Source organism: Ruminococcus sp., assembly GCF_024691275.1.
Taxonomy (GTDB): Bacteria; Bacillota; Clostridia; order Oscillospirales; family Ruminococcaceae; genus Ruminococcus.
In genome coordinates this window covers 1-17,901 of record NZ_JAILNU010000010.1, presented here as the reverse complement: position 1 = coordinate 17,901, position 17,901 = coordinate 1, and the positions used below count along the sequence as shown (strand labels likewise).

General features: G+C 45.5%; 16 protein-coding genes. 9 read left to right on the top strand and 7 right to left on the bottom strand.

Translation table 11 applies throughout. The annotated features are described in order from the left end of the window. From rpmE to K6G33_RS01545, 5 genes are all read right to left on the bottom strand, one after another. On the bottom strand, positions 1-171 hold a 171-nt coding region (gene rpmE, locus K6G33_RS01565; RefSeq protein ID WP_296693652.1), incomplete at its 3' end, for a 50S ribosomal protein L31. 138 nt (positions 172-309) lie between these two features. Further along, on the bottom strand, positions 310-1,980 hold the full coding sequence (locus tag K6G33_RS01560) for a DUF6311 domain-containing protein (protein WP_296775501.1): 1,671 nt from the start codon (positions 1,978-1,980) through the stop codon (positions 310-312). A 155-nt stretch (positions 1,981-2,135) separates the two neighbouring features. After that, the gene (locus K6G33_RS01555; RefSeq protein WP_296775499.1) at positions 2,136-3,851 is read right to left on the bottom strand and encodes a phospho-sugar mutase; all 1,716 of its coding nucleotides are present in this window, start codon (positions 3,849-3,851) and stop codon (positions 2,136-2,138) included. A gap of 235 nt (positions 3,852-4,086) precedes the next feature. Beyond that, on the bottom strand, positions 4,087-5,169 hold the full coding sequence (locus K6G33_RS01550) for a 6-phosphofructokinase (RefSeq protein ID WP_296775497.1): 1,083 nt from the start codon (positions 5,167-5,169) through the stop codon (positions 4,087-4,089). Continuing rightward, entirely contained in the window at positions 5,132-7,429 is a 2,298-nt protein-coding gene (locus K6G33_RS01545; RefSeq protein WP_296775496.1) for a GGDEF domain-containing protein, read from the bottom strand. The genes K6G33_RS01550 and K6G33_RS01545 overlap by 38 nt, the downstream gene beginning before the upstream one ends. Before the next feature lie 240 nt (positions 7,430-7,669). Here K6G33_RS01545 and K6G33_RS01540 point away from each other — a divergent pair, with 240 nt between their 5' ends. The 6 genes from K6G33_RS01540 (at position 7,670) to K6G33_RS01515 (ending at position 12,992) form a co-directional block, all read left to right on the top strand. Next, positions 7,670-8,347 carry a response regulator transcription factor gene (locus K6G33_RS01540; RefSeq protein WP_173450593.1) on the top strand — a complete coding sequence of 226 codons (678 nt, stop codon included), beginning with the start codon at positions 7,670-7,672 and terminating at the stop codon, positions 8,345-8,347. Then, positions 8,334-9,821 (top strand): cell wall metabolism sensor histidine kinase WalK, encoded by a 1,488-nt coding sequence (locus K6G33_RS01535; RefSeq protein WP_296775493.1) that lies wholly within the window; start codon positions 8,334-8,336, stop codon positions 9,819-9,821. The genes K6G33_RS01540 and K6G33_RS01535 overlap by 14 nt, the downstream gene beginning before the upstream one ends. Before the next feature lie 521 nt (positions 9,822-10,342). Next, positions 10,343-10,531 carry a hypothetical protein gene (locus K6G33_RS01530; protein ID WP_296775491.1) on the top strand — a complete coding sequence of 63 codons (189 nt, stop codon included), beginning with the start codon at positions 10,343-10,345 and terminating at the stop codon, positions 10,529-10,531. Positions 10,532-10,535: 4 nt separating this feature from the next. Further along, positions 10,536-11,093 (top strand): chromate transporter, encoded by a 558-nt coding sequence (locus tag K6G33_RS01525; RefSeq protein WP_296775489.1) that lies wholly within the window; start codon positions 10,536-10,538, stop codon positions 11,091-11,093. Then, a complete protein-coding gene (locus K6G33_RS01520; RefSeq protein WP_296775486.1) occupies positions 11,080-11,646 on the top strand; it encodes a chromate transporter in 567 nt (188 codons plus the stop codon). Before K6G33_RS01525 ends, K6G33_RS01520 begins: the two co-directional genes overlap by 14 nt. Positions 11,647-12,035: 389 nt before the next feature. Continuing rightward, positions 12,036-12,992 carry a hypothetical protein gene (locus tag K6G33_RS01515; RefSeq protein WP_296775484.1) on the top strand — a complete coding sequence of 319 codons (957 nt, stop codon included), beginning with the start codon at positions 12,036-12,038 and terminating at the stop codon, positions 12,990-12,992. A gap of 95 nt (positions 12,993-13,087) precedes the next feature. Here K6G33_RS01515 and K6G33_RS01510 read toward each other — a convergent pair whose 3' ends face one another. Next, entirely contained in the window at positions 13,088-14,329 is a 1,242-nt protein-coding gene (locus tag K6G33_RS01510; protein ID WP_296775482.1) for an MATE family efflux transporter, read from the bottom strand. Positions 14,330-14,426: 97 nt separating this feature from the next. On the opposite strand from K6G33_RS01510, the gene K6G33_RS01505 reads away from it, so the two are divergent. Then, complete coding sequence (locus tag K6G33_RS01505) at positions 14,427-14,885, top strand: hypothetical protein (RefSeq protein WP_296775480.1); 459 nt, start codon at positions 14,427-14,429, stop codon at positions 14,883-14,885. A 181-nt stretch (positions 14,886-15,066) separates the two neighbouring features. On the opposite strand, the gene K6G33_RS01500 is transcribed toward K6G33_RS01505, so the two are convergent. Beyond that, complete coding sequence (locus tag K6G33_RS01500; RefSeq protein WP_296775479.1) at positions 15,067-15,711, bottom strand: Crp/Fnr family transcriptional regulator; 645 nt, start codon at positions 15,709-15,711, stop codon at positions 15,067-15,069. Positions 15,712-15,797: 86 nt separating this feature from the next. Between K6G33_RS01500 and K6G33_RS01495 the strand changes: the two genes are divergently transcribed. Continuing rightward, positions 15,798-16,493 carry an ATP-binding protein gene (locus K6G33_RS01495; RefSeq protein WP_296775477.1) on the top strand — a complete coding sequence of 232 codons (696 nt, stop codon included), beginning with the start codon at positions 15,798-15,800 and terminating at the stop codon, positions 16,491-16,493. Positions 16,494-16,507: 14 nt separating this feature from the next. Next, positions 16,508-17,901: hydroxylamine reductase (gene hcp / locus K6G33_RS01490; protein ID WP_296775475.1), on the top strand; the 1,394-nt coding region annotated here is incomplete at its 3' end.

The window sequence follows — 17,901 nt, the reverse complement described above, 5'->3', positions numbered from 1 at the left end:
GTCAACGCGTCCGCCTGTATCAACAAGCTTCTGCTTACCAGTATAGAACGGATGGCACTTTGAGCAGATTTCAACCTTGATGTTTTCCTTTGTAGACATAGTCTCGATCACATTACCGCAGTGGCAAGTAATTGTGGTCTTCTTAAACTCAGGATGGATTCCCTCTTTCACGATTGTCACCTCTTTCGATTTATTATTGTAAATCGAGCAGCCCATCAGTTCCTTTAGACAGTAGTGCCGAATGTACATTACATTAATTAATTATATCATATTGGATTGACCGTGTCAATACCTTTTATAATATTTTTATTATTTAACTTTACCGAATATGAATTCGCCTGTTCTGTATATCTTGAAGTTCTTCAGCCCCTTTGGTATATCTTCTTCCTTGAAGAACGAGTAGAGCACGTCCTTTCTGCCGTTTCCTGAGGTAAGGAGCTTGTACTGCTCATCTGCGTAACGTGCGATAGAGTCGTTGTCGGAACGTGCAAGGTAGAAGCTGCTGAGCTTGATTCCCTTCTTTGATGCAAGATTTGCAACCTCGAAATAAAGTTGTTTGTAAGCTCTGAAATCAGGATCAAGTGGAACGAATGCGACTTCTTTCACTCCCTCAGAGAGTTCTTCCCACTCCTCAGTTGTGATATTCTCGGGAACAATGTGGATATATGCGTACTCATCATGGAGCTCTGTACGGAAGTTTCTTACGTCCATTCCCTGGAGCCATACGCATATCGTAAGTGCAGCGGCAGCGGATTTTTTTCTCAGCTTTGTGACGAGCCACATTGCCGTAGTCATTATTATGAGACACGGCAGCCATACGAATCTGCCTGTTGCACGGAAGATAGAGAGCTTTCTGATAATGAAGTCGGGGAGCGTGATGCTGAATACAACATTCTGGTTGTAAGCGACAGTCGTGCTCAGTGCCCACAGGAAGCTTACGATGAATACAGCGCCGAATGCTATGAACTCGATGCGGTACTTCTTGATATATGCAAACGCATTCTTTATTACAGATCCGTTCTTCTTTTCTAGTCTGGTGAATATGATTATGATACCGAGGAAGCAGCATACCAGCATACCGAATCCGAGGTAGCCGTAGCCCTCGTACTGACCGGGAGTGGTATTAAGCATACGAATGTACTTTGAATGACCCATGCTGTTGAAGAATGTGTTGATGTTTGCAGAGTAGAAACCGTAGCCGCCGTCTGCATAGCTGCTTTTGCCCTCGAATGCACCGATGACATAAAGTGAGAGAACTGAGAAAACAGTTGATGAAATGGCTACAGCAGCTGCACGTATATACTTCTTGTCCTTGAACACAACGAGTATTAGGTAGCCTGTCATTGCGAAGTAGATCATAGGTATGAAGTAGATGTGTATGAGAGTTGCTGATACGCAGGCAAGTGTCCAGAGTACAACGGGAGTGAAACCATGCTTGTACTTGCGGTTGTGGTCGAGTGTGAGTATAATTGCTATCATAATCAGCCAGATAGCTCCAAGTGAGTTGTGGTGAGTAATACGGGTAATGCTCGGGAAGAATATAGTATAGAAAAATGAACCCAGTGACGTGAAGATGATATTGTTTTTTATACGGCTGAGGAGGAGTGCTCCGAATCCGCCGTTAAGCGCAAAGCAGAATACGCCCCAGATGCCGTAATACTGGAAGGTCTCGGGAAGGAGAGGGGAAAGTATCTTGAAGAATATCGCAAACAGCGGTATCGAATCGGTGTACATACATGACACCATGCCGTCGGAGCTTAATCCGTCGGTCATACAGATCGGGAACGTCCATGGAGTGTTCCTGTAGAATACCCAGCCGAGATAGTGCTGGGTCGAATCATCGGGGTGGGCGAATATCCAGCTTGTATTTGACGGCATCAGGATAGCTCTGCCGAAGATGCCCATAAATACCAGTGCGCCGAGACAGGCGCCGACAATGAATATGAGCAGGGTGTAAAGTCCGTTCTTTTTGATTTTCATTTTGTAGCTCCTTTTTTATGTGTGATATGATAGTGCGTGATCGTGAGATATCCGACTGAGCAGACGAAAACGGCGGTCGGGGAGTTCGATCTGAACGGGAAAGAGGTCTCCGTATCTCACAGTAAAGGGCGAACCGAAGTTCGCCCTCGAAAATTTTATTTCATGCTCTGAGTAAAGTCTGCGTAGATCTTCTGCTCGATAGCTTCTGCTTCCTCGCGTGTAGGAGCTTTGGCTGTAAGATAAGTCTTTATCTTTGGTTCTGTACCCGAAGGACGAACGATAGCCTTGCAGCCGCCTTCAAGATAGAATGCAAGAACGTTTGACTTAGGAAGTGTGAGCTCCTTGACCTCGCCTGTAGCGATATTCTTGGAGGTGCTTGCCTTGTAGTCCTCGAAGCGCTCGACCTTTAAGCCGCCGATAGTTGTCGGGTGGTTCTGACGAAGCTCTGTCATGATGTCGTCCATGTGCTTCATGCCGCTTGCGCCCTCGAACTCGAAGCTGTAGAGTGTCTGGAGGAACATACCGTACTTCTTGTACAGTTTTTCACGAGCCTGAATGAGAGTGATGCCCTTTGTGCGGTAGTATGCAGCCATTTCGCAGATGAGCATAGAAGCGTCAACAGCGTCCTTGTCTCTTACATAGCCGCCTGAAAGGTAACCGTAGCTCTCCTCGAAACCAAAAATGTAGCGCTTTTCTTCGCCCTTAGCTTCAAGGAATCCGATCTGTTCACCGATGAACTTGAAGCCTGTAAGAACGTCGATTATCTCAACGCCGTATTCCTTACCGATAAGGTTTACGATGTCTGTAGTAACGATTGTCTTTATGGCGATTGGATCCTTAGGCATTGTGCCCTTCTTGATACGCTGATCGCAGATGTATTCGAGAAGCATTGCACCGACTTCGTTGCCTGAGAACAGTGCGTAGCCGCCCTTGCCGTCAGGAACTGCGATACCTACACGGTCACAGTCGGGATCGGTAGCGAGAAGAAGGTCAGGCTTTACTTCGTCGCAGTATCTCAGACCGACCTGAAGAGCCTCGCGGATCTCAGGGTTCGGATAAGGGCAGGTGGAGAAGTTGCCGTCAGGATTTTCCTGCTCTTTAACAACTGTAACATCGGTGATGCCGATACGCTTGAGAATCTCACGAACGGGTTTGTTGCCTGTACCGTTGAGAGGAGTATAAACAACTTTGAGTCCGCTGCTTGCACAGAGGTCTGTATTGATGCCCTCTGCAAGAACGTGCTTGTAGAAGTCCTCGATAACGTCATTGCTGATATAAGAGATATTGCCCTTGGCTAACTCAGCTTCAAAGTCTGAAGACTTAACATCGTTGAATATATCAAGAGAATTGATCTTTTCGAGAATTATCTCAGCTCCTCTGAGAGTGATCTGGCAGCCGTCCTCGCCGTAAACCTTGTAGCCGTTGTACTTAGCGGGATTGTGACTTGCTGTGACCATGATACCGCCCTGGCACTTGAGAGCGCGTACTGCCCATGAAAGGCAAGGTGTAGGCATGAGCTGATCGTAAATGTGAACCTTGATGCCGTTAGCTGCGAGAACCTCGGCTGCTGCCTTTGAGAAAACATCGCTCTTGATACGGCTGTCGTAAGAGATAGCAACACTTGGGTTCTTGTACTCCTGATTAAGGTAGTCTGCGAATCCCTGAGTAGCGCGTCTTACAGTATATATATTCATGCGGTTGGTGCCAGCACCGATAACACCTCTGAGACCGCCTGTACCGAATTCAAGATCACGGTAAAATCTATCGTTTATTGCGTCGCTGTCGTCCTTGATCTTAGCAAGTTCTGCCTGAAGATCGGGGTCTTCCTTGGCATTTTCACACCAAAGGTTGTAAAGTTCCATTTCTGACATTTAAATACCTCCTGAACAGATATATAGTAATTATAGCACATTTTGTTCGGCTTGGGAATAGTTTTTTGAAAAAAACTTGATTTTCATAATATTTAATCAGTTCATAATGTCGGATAAAGGCATAATATAGGGCGTAATATATGATATATCAATTTATAATATAAGTATTTTATATTATATATATAACTATATGTATACTCAATTGAAAAGGCAGACTGCAGGGTCTGCCTTGGGATCAGTCACCGAACGAAACGCCGATATCACGGGCTGCGATGACGATGTGATCCTCGACATCGACAAATTTCGTCTTGCCTGCAATATCTTCGAGTTTGTTTGAGGTGATCTTGTTGCCTATTTTTGCGACAGTTCTGCCGTAGCGCTCCTTTGCGATGAGGTATGCAGCATGAACGCCGAACTGAGTTGAAAGTACACGGTCGTAAGCGCTTGGAGCGCCGCCTCTGAGCATATGTCCGGGAACACATACGCGGGCTTCAAGACCTGTATTTGCCTGTATCTGTGCAGCTATGCGGCTTGTGGCGGTGAGTATGCCTGCCTCGGCACGTTTTTTTGCACGTTCCTTCTTTTTCATTTTTGCTTCGTTGATATCGAATGCTCCTTCTGCGACAGCAACGATGGAGAAGGTCTTGCCGCTGGCACTTCTTGCCATAACAGCGTCGCAAACCTTGTCGATATCGTAAGGTATCTCGGGGATAATGATAACGTCAGCACCGCCTGCGATACCTGCATTGAGAGTTAGCCAGCCTGCTTTATTGCCCATTATCTCGCAGAGAAGAACGCGGGAGTGGCTTGCGGCTGTTGTATGAAGACGGTCGAGAACGTCTGTAGCGATGTCAACAGCGGTATGGAAACCGAAGGTAACATCTGTGCCGTAGATGTCGTTGTCGATAGTCTTAGGCAGACCGATAACGTTGAGACCCTCGTCTGCAAGGAGCTTTGAGGTCTTGTGTGTGCCGTTTCCGCCGAGAGTGAGGAGGCAGTCCAGTTTCTGCTTCTTGTATGTCTCCTTCATATTTTTAACCTTGTCAACGTTGTCCTCGCCGATGACCTGCATCATCTTGAAGGGCTGACGCTTTGTACCGAATATAGTACCGCCCTGAGTGAGTATGCCTGAAAAAGCGGACGGAGACATATCCTTGCAGAGGTTATTGATGAGTCCGTAATAGCCGTTTGAGATGCCGACTATCTCAACATTGTCCTCACCGAAACGTTCATAGCAGGCTTTTGCTACACCACGAATAGTGGCGTTAAGACCAGGGCAGTCACCGCCGCTGGTAAGTATTCCGATTCTTCTTTTCATGCTTTTTACCTCCGTTTATTTGTTTTTTGGGTGGAGCGGGTTTCAGTAATTCCTCGGCATTTTCAAAATAATCCTGGATCTTTTCAGGTGGCATGGGCTTTCCGTAGAGGTATCCCTGTGCGTAGTCACACCCTGCCATACGCAGGATAGACTCCTGAACGTTATTTTCAATGCCTTCCGCGATAGTTTCGATCTTTTTGGATTTTGCTATTCTTATGACAGCTGACACGATCTCATAAGCGATATTATCGTGTTCGATATCGGTGATGAATGAACGGTCGAGCTTCAGCAGCGTGATAGGAAGTATCTGCAAATAACTCAGTGATGAATAGCCTGTGCCGAAGTCGTCCATTGCAAGCTTTACGCCGAGTTCGCGCAGCTTGTTCATCTGATCTACTGCAAAGTCTATATCGCTGAGAGCGAGGGTCTCTGTAAGCTCCACTTCGAGCCATTGCGGGTCGAGACCTGATTTAGCCAGCGCGTCGAAGACTTTTTCCTTCAGGTCGTTCTGATAGAAGTCGGACGAGGCGAAGTTTATTGACATAACTATAGGGGGATAGCCCATTTTCTGCCAGAGTTTGTTCTGACGGCAGCCCTCATTGAGTACGAATTCGCTGATTTTGCCGATGAGGTGAGTGCTTTCGGCGATAGGGACGAATGAATCGGGGGTAACGATAGTGCCGTCGGGCTTTATCCAGCGGATAAGAGCTTCAACGCCCATGATCCTGTTTGTAGCGAGGTCAATCTTAGGCTGATAGTAGAGCTGCAATTCGTTGTGATCTATGGCAAGGGCGAGGGATTTTTCCAATTCGGTGTTGCCGATGATAGAGTCGTGCATACTCGGCTCATAGCCGCAAATACTGCCCTGTGTGCCGTCGTTGGATTTGAGGGCGAACTCGGCGTGTTCCAGCACATCGAGGAAGGATTCGCCGTCCTCGGGCATTTTTGAGTAGCCTGCGGAACAGGTAAGGCTTATGGAGGCGAGCTCGTCAACAGCCATTTTCGCAAATTCTTCCTGTATCGACTTGAATGTACGCAGCGGCATTTCGTCATCGCCGTAGTCTCTGAGCAGAAGCGCGAAGTTATCGCCGCTTATACGGGCTGCGAGACCGCCGGGAGTAACGAATTTATAGAGGATATGCGCGAAGTTCTTCAGTACATAATTTCCGTTGGAATAACCGATGGTATCGTTTATTATGTGGAATCGGTCGATATCGAGAACGATCACCCAGAAGGAGTAATTCAGTATATTGCAGGAATCGTATATCTCCTGACCTGTTCCCACGAGTTTGTTGCGGTTTGCGATCTCGGTAACTTCGTCGATATAAGCAAGACGCTCTATGAGGACATCTTTCTCGTGCTCCTGAGTAACGTCGATGACAGCTCCGCCGAACAGCGGCAGGGTATTGCCTGTACCGGGGATCGACTTGAAACGGTACGAGTACCAGCGGTAAACGCCGTCGGCACTTTTCAGCCTCATTTCGATATTCTTTATCTCGGAACTGTCCTTGGTGCGTATAGCTCCGTCAAACTGTATCCTGTCATTGGGGTGTACAAGTGAGCGGAACTCCGCAATATTGATAGTGCTGCTCCTGAGTCCCAGCATACGTGTAAGCTCGGGAGAAGCGCGGTATATCTTCCTGTCGGTGCTCATAATAAGTCCGATCTCGGCAAGTTCCATGGTCGAATTGAAGAAGTCGTTGGCGCTTGCAAGGTTTACCCTCATTTTTTTCAGCTCTGTGAGGTTGAAGCCTGTGCTGAGGTATACCCACTGTTTGCGGTACTTCTTGACAGGGGAAGTGCTCCAGGCTATGGAAACGAGAGTTCCCTGCGGATTGCGGAAGGAGGATTCGTATGAATAGCTGCCTGCGATCTTTCTCAGAGCGCTGGCGTCGGGAGTGTTTATTCCGAATGCTGTCCAGACGGCTTCCTTTTTGTCGGTCTTCTCGGAGGTTATGCCCAGAAGATCACGTAATTTTTTATTAATATAAACGTAAGAGAAGTTTTCCGACCATATTATCATCTCGGTGTTGAGATTCTCGATAACATGGGTTATTTCTTTCTCGTCTATAGAAGTCTTCTTGTTTTTATATATCCAGCCTGAAATAGCAAGTATCAGTGTTGCACAGACCATTGTACACACATAGATTATCAGAGTTGAACGAGCGTATTCAGGATTAAAGATGCAGTAGCTTATTACGAGTGCGCTTGCGGCAACTATGATTAGAGCCGCGGCAAGCGGATTGAAATGTCTTCTCATAGATACCGCCTCCCTTCATATACAATTATCCATAAATATTATAGCAAAATTAACTGAAAATGTCAATCAGGAATTTAGCTATGCTATTAGAATTCATAAATTTGACGGAAAAATACAAAAAAACTTCACAGAATGTACACTTTTATCTGATATAATGCTATAATATAAACAAGGTATAGGGCGTAGTACGCTGAAATGTACGTAAATTTGTTATTTTATTAAAATTGACGGAGGTAAAATATGGCACATATTCTTATAGTAGATGATGAAATAAATATCAGAAAGGTAGTCCGTGAATATGCCGAATTTGAGGGCTATCAGGTAACTGAGGCTGAAAACGGCATGGAGGCGGTTAATCTTTGTCATGACAATGATTACGATCTTATCATCATGGACGTTATGATGCCGCGTCTTGACGGATATTCCGCCTGCAAGGAGATACATAAGACAAAGAATATCCCCGTTATCATGCTTTCGGCAAGAGGTGAGGAGTACGATAAGCTTTTCGGCTTCGAGATTGGCATAGATGACTATGTTGTAAAGCCCTTCTCGCCTAAGGAGCTCATGGCAAGAGTGAAGGTCGCTCTCAAGAGGAGCTCACGCCAGGAAGAGCCCGGACAGGTTGACAAGTACGTGTTCGAGGGACTTGAAGTCGATATTTCGGGACGTGAAGTTTACGTCAACGGCACAAAGGCTTCCATGACACCTAAGGAGTACGACCTGCTGTTCTATCTTGTAAAAAACAAGAATATCGCGCTTTCACGCGACAAGCTCCTTGAAGAAGTGTGGGGCTATGATTTCTTCGGCGACGACAGAACAGTTGATACACATATAAAAATGCTCAGAAACAGTCTTGGAGAATATCGTAAATTCATCGTAACACTGAGAGGAATGGGATATAAGTTTGAAGCCGATTAAGCATTTTAAACGGGCAGGCAGCAGGATACCTCTGAAGTTTACCATATGGCTGTATTTTGTACTGTTTACTGTTGTAGTATTCGCTCTCATGTGGATATTTCAGATATTTTTCTTCGAGAAATTCTACGAGCGCATGAGGATAAGAGCTGCTGCCAACAGCATGGAGACTATCTCTGCTGTCTACAATAAGGCAGACAGAAAAAAAGGCTACGACAGTGCTATCGAGATCATCATTGACGATGATGCGAAGGAACGGCTTTATGATATTGTTGATGAGGTCGGTGAGAATAATGATCTGTGTGTTCTCGTGCTTGATAAGTATGGCAGAGAAGTCAAGCGCAAGCACGTTATGGGTGAATGTTACATACACGGCAAGGATAACAGCAGCTTCTACCTGACGCACCTGATAGACGAGGCAGAAGACCATATCATAAGAATGAGGGTCAAGCACGAGAAAACAGGCAATGATATGCTGATATACGGCTGTGCTCTCGGCGACTCGTCTTCTATCGACGGCTATCTGCTGCTGAATTCAATACTTGTGCCTGTAGGAGCTACAGTTGATATTATCAAGCGTCAGCTCATGATAATAACAGTAATACTTATAATATTCGCTTTTTGCATATCACTGTACCTTGCAAAGCGCATATCAGCGCCTATCGACAGGATAACAAAGTCGGCTGAAGAGCTGGCTAAAGGAAAATTTGATACCAGATTTGACGGCAGAGGCTACCGCGAGGCTAAAAAGCTGGCAGATACGCTTACTTATGCGGAAAAAGAACTCTCCATGGTGGATACCATGCAGAGAGATCTTATCGCAAATGTATCTCATGATCTGAGAACTCCGCTCACCATGCTCAAAGCCTATGCGGAGATGATACGCGATCTGTCGGGCGATAATCCTGTTAAGCGGAATGAGCACCTTGAAATAATCATCAGTGAAACAGACCGACTGGCACTTCTTGTAAACGATATGCTGGACCTTTCAAAGCTCGAAAGCGGAAAGCAGAAGCTTGCACCGTCGGAATTCGGCATAAAAGCTAAGCTGAGCGAGATAATCGACCGATTCAAGGGGCTTTCCGAGAAAAACGGCTATCAGATACACTTTACTCCCGACGAGGAGAGAACGGTCGTATGCGATGTGGTCAAGATAGAACAGGTCATTTACAATCTTATAAACAATGCCATAAACTATACAGGCAAGGATAAGCAGATATTTGTCCGCCAGATAAATAAAGAGGACGGCGTTGTGGTCGAGGTCGAGGATACAGGCGACGGAATCGAGGAGGACAAGATCAAGCTGATCTTTGATAAGTATTATCGCTCCGAGAACCATAAGCGCGAGGTGGTCGGTACAGGTCTGGGACTTTCTATTGTTAAGGCTGTGCTGAAAATGCATAACTACGATTACGGCGTTCGCAGTACTATCGGCAAGGGTTCTACATTCTGGTTCAAGATAAGCGACATCAAATGAACTCAACAAGAGTAACAACTGATGTGTTTGTGTTCCCCAGAGCTTTTTACAGGATCTGCTGAAAGAAAAAATGTAATATATGTTCTGTAATTTGACAGGTGTGGAATACTGTTTGTAATATTTTGAGTGGACAAAATGAATATGTATCGTGCAAGATTGATAAAAACACACTGAAAAAGCTTGCAAATTTCTATATCTCTTGTTCTGATTTTTCACAAAAAATACATATTACTATGATATAATAATAATCGCTGAGGGAGATATCCCAAAGCTGATTTTCATGGTAGTTTAATGTTTACCCCAACATTAAATTATTAAATCCCCAATAATCCCTATATCATGGCAGATGAGCTTCCTTAATCGGAAGCTCATTTGTTTTATAGTCATTTTTGAGATGAAAACCGAAGACAAGTCGGTAATGGCGATGCGCCTTACAAAATGAGGTCGGTACTCAGATAGTAATTTTATATTAAATTATCGGGGGGGACTTTTCTGAGATCATCAAGGCAGCAAAGCTCAAGGTGGAACAGATATGCCTTGAAAACGCCTCCGAGCAGATCAAACATACTGATAATGTCCGCAACTATGAGAAGTATCTCATCAGCACGTTGTTCAACGAAGCCAACGGCAGGCGCTTCAAGGAGAATGCCGAGTATGTTGCGGTTATTGACAGATTATGCACGATAAAGTATAATATCATATTGGGGTGATAGAGTGAATAAGAATCTTGATCTGTTCTTGACCTTTATGAAAATAGGAGCATTTACATTTGGCGGCGGATACGCAATGATACCGCTGATACAGCGTGAGGTCTGCACAAATAAAAAATGGCTGGACGAAAAAGAGATCAGCGATATTGTTGCAATATCCGAATCAACGCCAGGACCGATCGCGATCAATGCGGCGACGTTTGTAGGATATCGCACCAACGGTTTCATAGGTGCCTGCGTTGCTACGCTCGGCGTGGTGCTGCCTTCATTCCTTATCATATCGTTCATATCTTTCATTCTGAATGAATTTCAGAGCTTCAAGGCTGTTCGGTATGCGTTTATGGGAATTCGCGCAGCTGTTCTTGCATTGATCCTGAAAGCATTGTGGATGATGTTCAAGTCCGCGAAAAAGAACATGATCTCCTATGTTATCATGGGCGTGGCACTGATCCTGACAGCGTTCCTGAAAATAGATGCCGTATTCGTTATCATCGGGTGTGGCTTGTTCGGTTTTATGTGGTCACTACTGAACAGAAAGGAGCAGAGCAATGGTGCTGATTGAGCTGTTTCTGATCTTTCTGAAAATTGGTACATTCACCTTCGGCGGCGCATATGCCATGATCGCCATGATACAGTATGAAGCTGAACGGCACGGCTGGCTTACGCAGGCGGAGCTTATTGACTTTGTAGCTCTGAGTGAGAGTACTCCCGGACCTCTTGCAGTTAATATGGCTACATTTGTCGGTATCCGAACAGGCGGTGTTCTCGGTGCTGTGATCGCAACACTCGGCATCGTGCTTCCGTCTTTCATCATTATCCTTATTATAGCGAAGTGCTTTGAAAAGTTCAAGGATAGCAAAGCAGTCAAAGGCGTAATGTCCGGCTTGAAGCCAGCCGTTGTCGGCATGATCGGCGCGGCATTTCTTTCGGTCGGCAGAACGGTATTCCTTCCCGATGGGTTGCAGACAAGCTGTTTTACAGATGTATCATTCTGGATATTTCTTTGCCTGTTCGCAGTATCGGCTGTTCTTGCCTTTAAGAAGATGAATCCGATCAGGATCATACTGCTTTCAGCTGTTGTCGGGATCGGGGCAGGATACGGCTTGGGTTTGTAGAATTTCTCTTTAAAAAACGCAGATGGCTCAATCGGTCATCTGCGTTTTCTTTCTATACCATTGTATCTGTTCGCCCCTGTATAGAGCGATAAGCTGTTCGCACATGAACTCCTTCATCAGCTCAAATGCGGATATGCCCGTACAGTGACCGCTGTAAAAGACCGCATCGTTTGCAGTATCCTGATCGGGCGCAAAGCTTCGGTAGTCTGTGCAACAGCATATACGGCGTGATCTCTGCGGTTTCCTTTAAAGTGTAGGTTAATCTTAATAGGTATTGTCTATATAAAACGAAAATAATATAGGAATAATTTATAGCAATGCTCCAATTGAATTTCAGTCTGAAAAGATGTATGATACTACTTACGCTCATATAAGGAAAGGTGAAATAAGTGAATCGGTTCAAAAAAATGCTCCCTGCATTCTTCTCGCTTGCTTTAGCAGCGGGTATGGTTACAGCATCGGAGCTTTTACATGATAAGGAGATCATATTTCCCGAAATAACAGCAATTACCATTGGAGCACTCGCAGCTCCGAAGCAATCATGGAACGCATTAAAGCTCAGATTACTGCTCACGATTACCGCAGCAGCAGTGAGCGGCGTGGGGCTTGTCGTTTTCATTCCGTTGGCTCTTGTATTCAAAATACCGCTTGCGATGCTTTGTGCGATAACCTGTGTGACGATATCAGGAACAGACTTCCTACCGACAATATCAGCCTGTGTACTGCCTGTCCTGTTAGAAACACGAAGCCCTGTTTATATAGGCACAGTCGTGGTAATGACATCGTTGATATTGCTTGCACAGCTTTTGCTTGAAAAGTTAGGGATACGGGACAAAAGCACATTCACACCCGTAAAACCTGACAGACAATTGCTGATGCTTCGTATAAGGCAGATCATAGCAGCAAGTCTGATATGCATAATGCCTGTAATGACAAATGAGATATTCTTCATTGCTCCGCCGTTGATAGTTACTTTTTTTGAAATGTCAAAGTCTCAAAGCAAACTTATGGAACACTCATATAAAGCAGCGTTGCTGATTATCATAGGTGCTGTCAGCGGAGTGTTATCACGATTTGTGTTTACCGAAAAGTTCGGACTTCCGCTTGCTGTTTCAGCAATGGCAGCAACTGCGGTCATACTGGTCTCAGTCAGCAGAACAAAGATGTATTTTCCGCCATGCGGAGCGATAGCGACATTGCCGTTTATCATATCTGAAGGTGCATTACTGAAATTTCCGTTCGAGATAACCGTCGGCGCACTTGTTTTCGTTGCATTTGCCTACGCTCTGTCGAAAGAACGCCGTATCGCTATCAAAGTTAAGAGAAGACTAAGACCGCAGAATTGAACTGCGGTCTTTATCATTTATTGAGAAGAAAAGAGATATGAGTAAAACACTTGTAAAGTCATGTAAAATCGTTTATAATATCTTATGAAGGCAATTTATACCTGAACAGCGGACAGCTCTGCGGATGCTTCGTTTTTCTCCGATAGGGAAGTTGCAGAGTTTCTGCTTTTAAGATACATTACCATGCAGATGACAGCTAAACCTGTTTCTACGACGCACTGCGTAGAGATCACACCATTCAGACCAAACAGCTTGTTCAGCAGAAGAACGCAGGGGATAAACAGAAGGATATTTCTCATAAGCGTTATAAACAGAGAATTGAAAGCCTTGCCAAGTGCCTGATAATATGCAGTTACCATATTGATGATGCCGAGCATAGGTGCTGACAGGCAGAGTATACGCAAGAACAGTGCAGACTGTTCGATCAAAGCCTGTTCGTGCAGGAATATCGCAGACAAGGGCTGTGAGAGTGTGAGAAACAGTACCGTGAACATTCCTCCGAGAGCAATGCCGTATGCGGCAACAGCGTCCGAGCCGTAAATACCTATCGTGTTGTTCAGTACGATATTGGATACGCTGAGAAGAATGGTTATCAATGCACCGGGGATACCTATTTTGATGATGTTCTTAAAAAGCTCTCCGGATATGCTGATATGCTTCGGCGACAGCGAATAAAGGTTTTTATCGGTGGACTTTCTGAGCATACAGGCAACATTATAAACAGTCGCACAAAGGAAACCGATAGAGGTAGCGGCTGCGGCTCCGGCTGTTCCCATATCCATGCGGACGATAAAGAGCCAGTCAAGCACGATGTTGATACCGTTGCCGATGATAACTCCCATTGTTGCTTCTTTGATAAGACCTGTTGAACGGAAGATGTGTACCATACCGTTGGAAAGAATGATAAACGGCGCACAGAGGAATATCCATTTCAAATAATCACAAGTGAATGCGAGGTTCTCCGAGTCGGCTCCTGCAAGCTTTGCGACAGGCGTGATAAACAGCATACCGAAACAAAGAATGGCAACGCCTGCAGCGATCATGGCATAAAAGCAGAACGATACACTGCTTTTTGCGCTCTTAGTATTCTTTTCTCCGAGCAGACGGGCGATGACGCTGCTTCCGCCCATACCGCATACGCTTGAAACAGACATGATGATGAGCAAGATCGGCATACTGAGCGTAACGGCTGCGATCTGAGCCGCATTATTTGTCATTGACACGAAATAGGTGTCTGCCATGTTATAGATCAGAGTTGCAAGCTGACCGAGAATTGCAGGAAGCCCCAGCTTCAGGATAGCTTTCTGTGTGTTTTTTTCTTCAAATACGTTTGACATATCATACCAGCCCCTTATAATTCTTGTTTTTATTATCTCAATTATAGCATTGACTCAAAAAGAAAAACAGGACATCTGTCCTGTTGTGAGGTGGAATATGAAAAGAATTTATGATAAAGAAAAGGTCGCAGATGCCGTATCTAAGAGTATCTACCCTGATATGCTTGAAAATCTGCCTGTTGAAGTGTTTCTGATTGAATACGAAAAGGGCGAGTTCCTGACTTCGGGAGAACGTACCACTCAGATGATACAGCTCGTTTCAAACGGCACAGCTGCAATTTACTATATCCGTGAGGACGGCAGCAGCTACGCTTTGGAGCTTTCTGCTCGGGATTCTATCCTTGGTGATATGGAGTTCTTTGGTGTGAGAAACGAGGGCGTATTTGCAGAAGTCTCCGAAAAACTGACTTGTATCGCTTTTGCAGTTGACGGGAATAAGGATAAGCTCCTGCAAAACAGCGAGCTTCTGTGCGTTCTTGCAAAAGAGCTTGCGGAGAAGCTCGCAGCAGTCACGATGCAGAATGCTGCACCTGTATCGCTGAATGAACGGGTGTAGGCCTATATGTTCTACAAATGTGAAGAAAAACGTCTGAAAGGCGTGGAAAACGCAGCGTTTCATTTGCATTGCAGTCCACGGCAGTTACAGCGGATACTGAATGTGTTTGTTGAGAACGGGATAGCCCGAAAGGTCGGGAAAGGCACTTATGAGTTGGTAAAGTAACAATTAATGTTTCTCGTTATATGATCTCAAAATGGTTCTTTCTACACTGTATCAGTCCGTCTCTCTGCATTTTGCTGAGTTCGTTGGAAAGCACGGAACGCTCCACGTTGAGATAGTCTGCAAGCTGCTGACGGTCAAATGGTATGTCAAACTCACGGGAATGCTTCTGAACTGATACGGTATTCAGATAAGCCATAATACGTCCACGCACCTGTCTCGGAGCAGTATGAAAGCTCCGACTTGACAGGTGCAGATTTTTTCTTGTGGTGATAGTCAATAGATTCATGAGAAGTCTCGATCTGACGGTATCACCGAGTTTTTCAAGGGATTTCATGCTCATAAATATGATACCGCAATCTTCTGCGGCACACACATCGACAAGCATAGGCACATCGGGCAGGAGCGCATAGCTCTCCGCAAAGAACTGTCCCTCGCTCACAAGGTTGAGTATCGTGCGGTTTCCCCACATATCGTTGCTTTCAACGGTAACGCTTCCTGTGGTCACAAAGCACAGCTTGTCGGTGATCTCTCCCGATGAAAATATCATCGTACCTTTTTTGTATTTCTTTTCGGCTGCATTAAGGGCTTTCAAAAGCTCCGATATTTCGGTGTCATCAAAGTCCCTGAACAGTATAGAATTACGCAAAACTGAAATATCCATAATTATCTCCTGAAATGTTGTAATTACAACATACTTTCTTCTCTGATTATACTATAATGGATACAGAAAGTCAAGGAGGTATTGCTATGATACGGAAAATAATTGAAATAGACGAAGAAAAATGCAACGGCTGCGGTCTGTGTGCGAAGGCTTGCCATGAGGGGGCAATCGCTATCATAAACGGCAAGGCGAAGCTCATGCGTGACGATTTCTGCGATGGCTTCGGTGACTGTCTCCCTGCCTGTCCTATGGATGCTATCCACTTCACCGAGCGTGAAGCGGCAGCTTATGACGAGAAGGCAGCGCAGGAAAACAAGCAGAAAAAGTCCGCTTACAGCGGTTTCACCTGTCCGGGCTCGGCTTTGCAAAGCTTTACGCCAAAAGAAGATGACAGCGATGTTCGTGTTCCAAGCTGTTTGAGACAGTTCCCGATACAGATAAAGCTCCTGCCCACAAATGCACCTTATTTCAACGGTGCTGATCTGCTTATCGCTGCCGATTGTACAGCTTACGCCTACGGAAACTTCCACCATGATTTTATCCGTGGGAAGATCACGCTCATCGGCTGTCCGAAGCTCGATGCTGTTGATTACTCCGAAAAGCTGACAGAGATATTCCGTAATAACGATATAAAGAGCATCACTCTCACAAGAATGACCGTACCATGCTGTGGAGGTATGGAGTATGCGATAAAACGTGCGATAGAAGCAAGCGGTAAGGATATTCCGCTTGAAGTTGCTGTCATTTCGCCGAACGGCAGTATCGTTGAGATAAGAAAATAATGGAGGAATATATCATGGAACAGAAAATGTTTTGTTATCAGTGTCAGGAAACAGCGGGCTGTAAGGGTTGTACCGCTTGCGGTGTCTGCGGTAAACAGCCCGAAGTCGCAGTAATGCAGGACTTGCTTGTGTACGTTACAAAGGGGCTGTCTGCGTTGACAACTCAGCTCCGTGCTGAGGGACAGGCGGTCGATAAGACTGTTAATCATCTTATCAGCGTGAACCTGTTTATCACGATCACCAATGCGAATTTCGATCTTGAAAGCATTACTGCTAAGGTCAAGGAAACGCTTGCAGTCAAGGAAGAATTGCTCGGAAAGGTGCAGGATAAAGGTAACCTGCCCGAAGCTGCTCTGTGGAACGGTTCGGACTATGCCGGGAAAGCAAAGTCCGTCGGCGTTCTTGCGACTGAGAATGAGGATATACGCTCTCTGCGTGAGCTGATAACCTACGGTCTGAAAGGACTTGCGGCATATACAAAACACGCAAACGCTCTGCTGAATGATGATGAGGAGCTTGATGCTTTCTTACAGTCGGCACTTGCAAAAACGCTTGATGACAGCCTGACGGTCGATGACCTTGTGGCTCTCACGCTTGAAGTCGGCAAATACGGCGTTCAGGGTATGGCTGACCTTGATGCGGCAAATACCACAGCATACGGCAATCCTGAGATCACGACAGTTGATATCGGTGTCCGCAAAAATTCTGCAATACTGATCTCAGGTCACGATCTGAAAGACCTTGAAATGCTCCTTGAGCAGACAAAGGATACGAGCGTTGATGTTTATACGCACTCGGAAATGCTGCCTGCGCATTATTATCCGTTCTTCAAAAAGTATCCGCATTTCGCAGGAAACTACGGCAATGCGTGGTGGAAGCAGAAAGAGGAATTTGAGAGCTTTAACGGTCCGGTGCTGATGACCACAAACTGCATCGTTCCTCCGAAGGACAGCTACAAGGACAGGCTTTGGACAACAGGTGCCGCAGGCTATCCGGGCTGTAAGCATATTGACGCACCTTACGGTGAAGTAAAGGACTTCTCGCCGATCATCGAACAGGCTAAGAAATGTCCTCCGCCTGCTGAGATCGAAACCGGCTCTGTTATCGGCGGCTTTGCCCATGAACAGGTATTTGCACTTGCCGATACAGTTGTAAAAGCTGTAAAATCGGGGGCTATCCGCAAATTCGTAGTCATGGCAGGCTGTGACGGCAGAGCGAAGTCCAGAAGCTACTATCAGGAATTTGCTGAGAAGCTGCCAAAAGATACAGTTATTCTCACCGCAGGCTGTGCGAAGTACAAGTACAACAAGCTCGACTTAGGCGACATCGGCGGTATTCCGAGAGTTCTCGATGCAGGACAGTGTAATGATTCTTATTCTCTGGCGTTGATTGCTCTGAAGCTGAAAGA

What these genes read in the sequence shown, in the direction of transcription:
- K6G33_RS01510 (WP_296775482.1), bottom strand. Translation starts at nt 14,329, where the DNA reads ATGTCAAACGTATTTGAAGAAAAAAACACACAGAAAGCTATCCTGAAG.
- K6G33_RS01520 (WP_296775486.1), top strand. Translation starts at nt 11,080, where the DNA reads ATGGTGCTGATTGAGCTGTTTCTGATCTTTCTGAAAATTGGTACATTC.
- K6G33_RS01495 (WP_296775477.1), top strand. Translation starts at nt 15,798, where the DNA reads ATGATACGGAAAATAATTGAAATAGACGAAGAAAAATGCAACGGCTGC.
- K6G33_RS01550 (WP_296775497.1), bottom strand. Translation starts at nt 5,169, where the DNA reads ATGAAAAGAAGAATCGGAATACTTACCAGCGGCGGTGACTGCCCTGGT.
- K6G33_RS01540 (WP_173450593.1), top strand. Translation starts at nt 7,670, where the DNA reads ATGGCACATATTCTTATAGTAGATGATGAAATAAATATCAGAAAGGTA.
- K6G33_RS01555 (WP_296775499.1), bottom strand. Translation starts at nt 3,851, where the DNA reads ATGTCAGAAATGGAACTTTACAACCTTTGGTGTGAAAATGCCAAGGAA.
- K6G33_RS01560 (WP_296775501.1), bottom strand. Translation starts at nt 1,980, where the DNA reads ATGAAAATCAAAAAGAACGGACTTTACACCCTGCTCATATTCATTGTC.
- K6G33_RS01505 (WP_296775480.1), top strand. Translation starts at nt 14,427, where the DNA reads ATGAAAAGAATTTATGATAAAGAAAAGGTCGCAGATGCCGTATCTAAG.
- K6G33_RS01500 (WP_296775479.1), bottom strand. Translation starts at nt 15,711, where the DNA reads ATGGATATTTCAGTTTTGCGTAATTCTATACTGTTCAGGGACTTTGAT.
- K6G33_RS01545 (WP_296775496.1), bottom strand. Translation starts at nt 7,429, where the DNA reads ATGAGAAGACATTTCAATCCGCTTGCCGCGGCTCTAATCATAGTTGCC.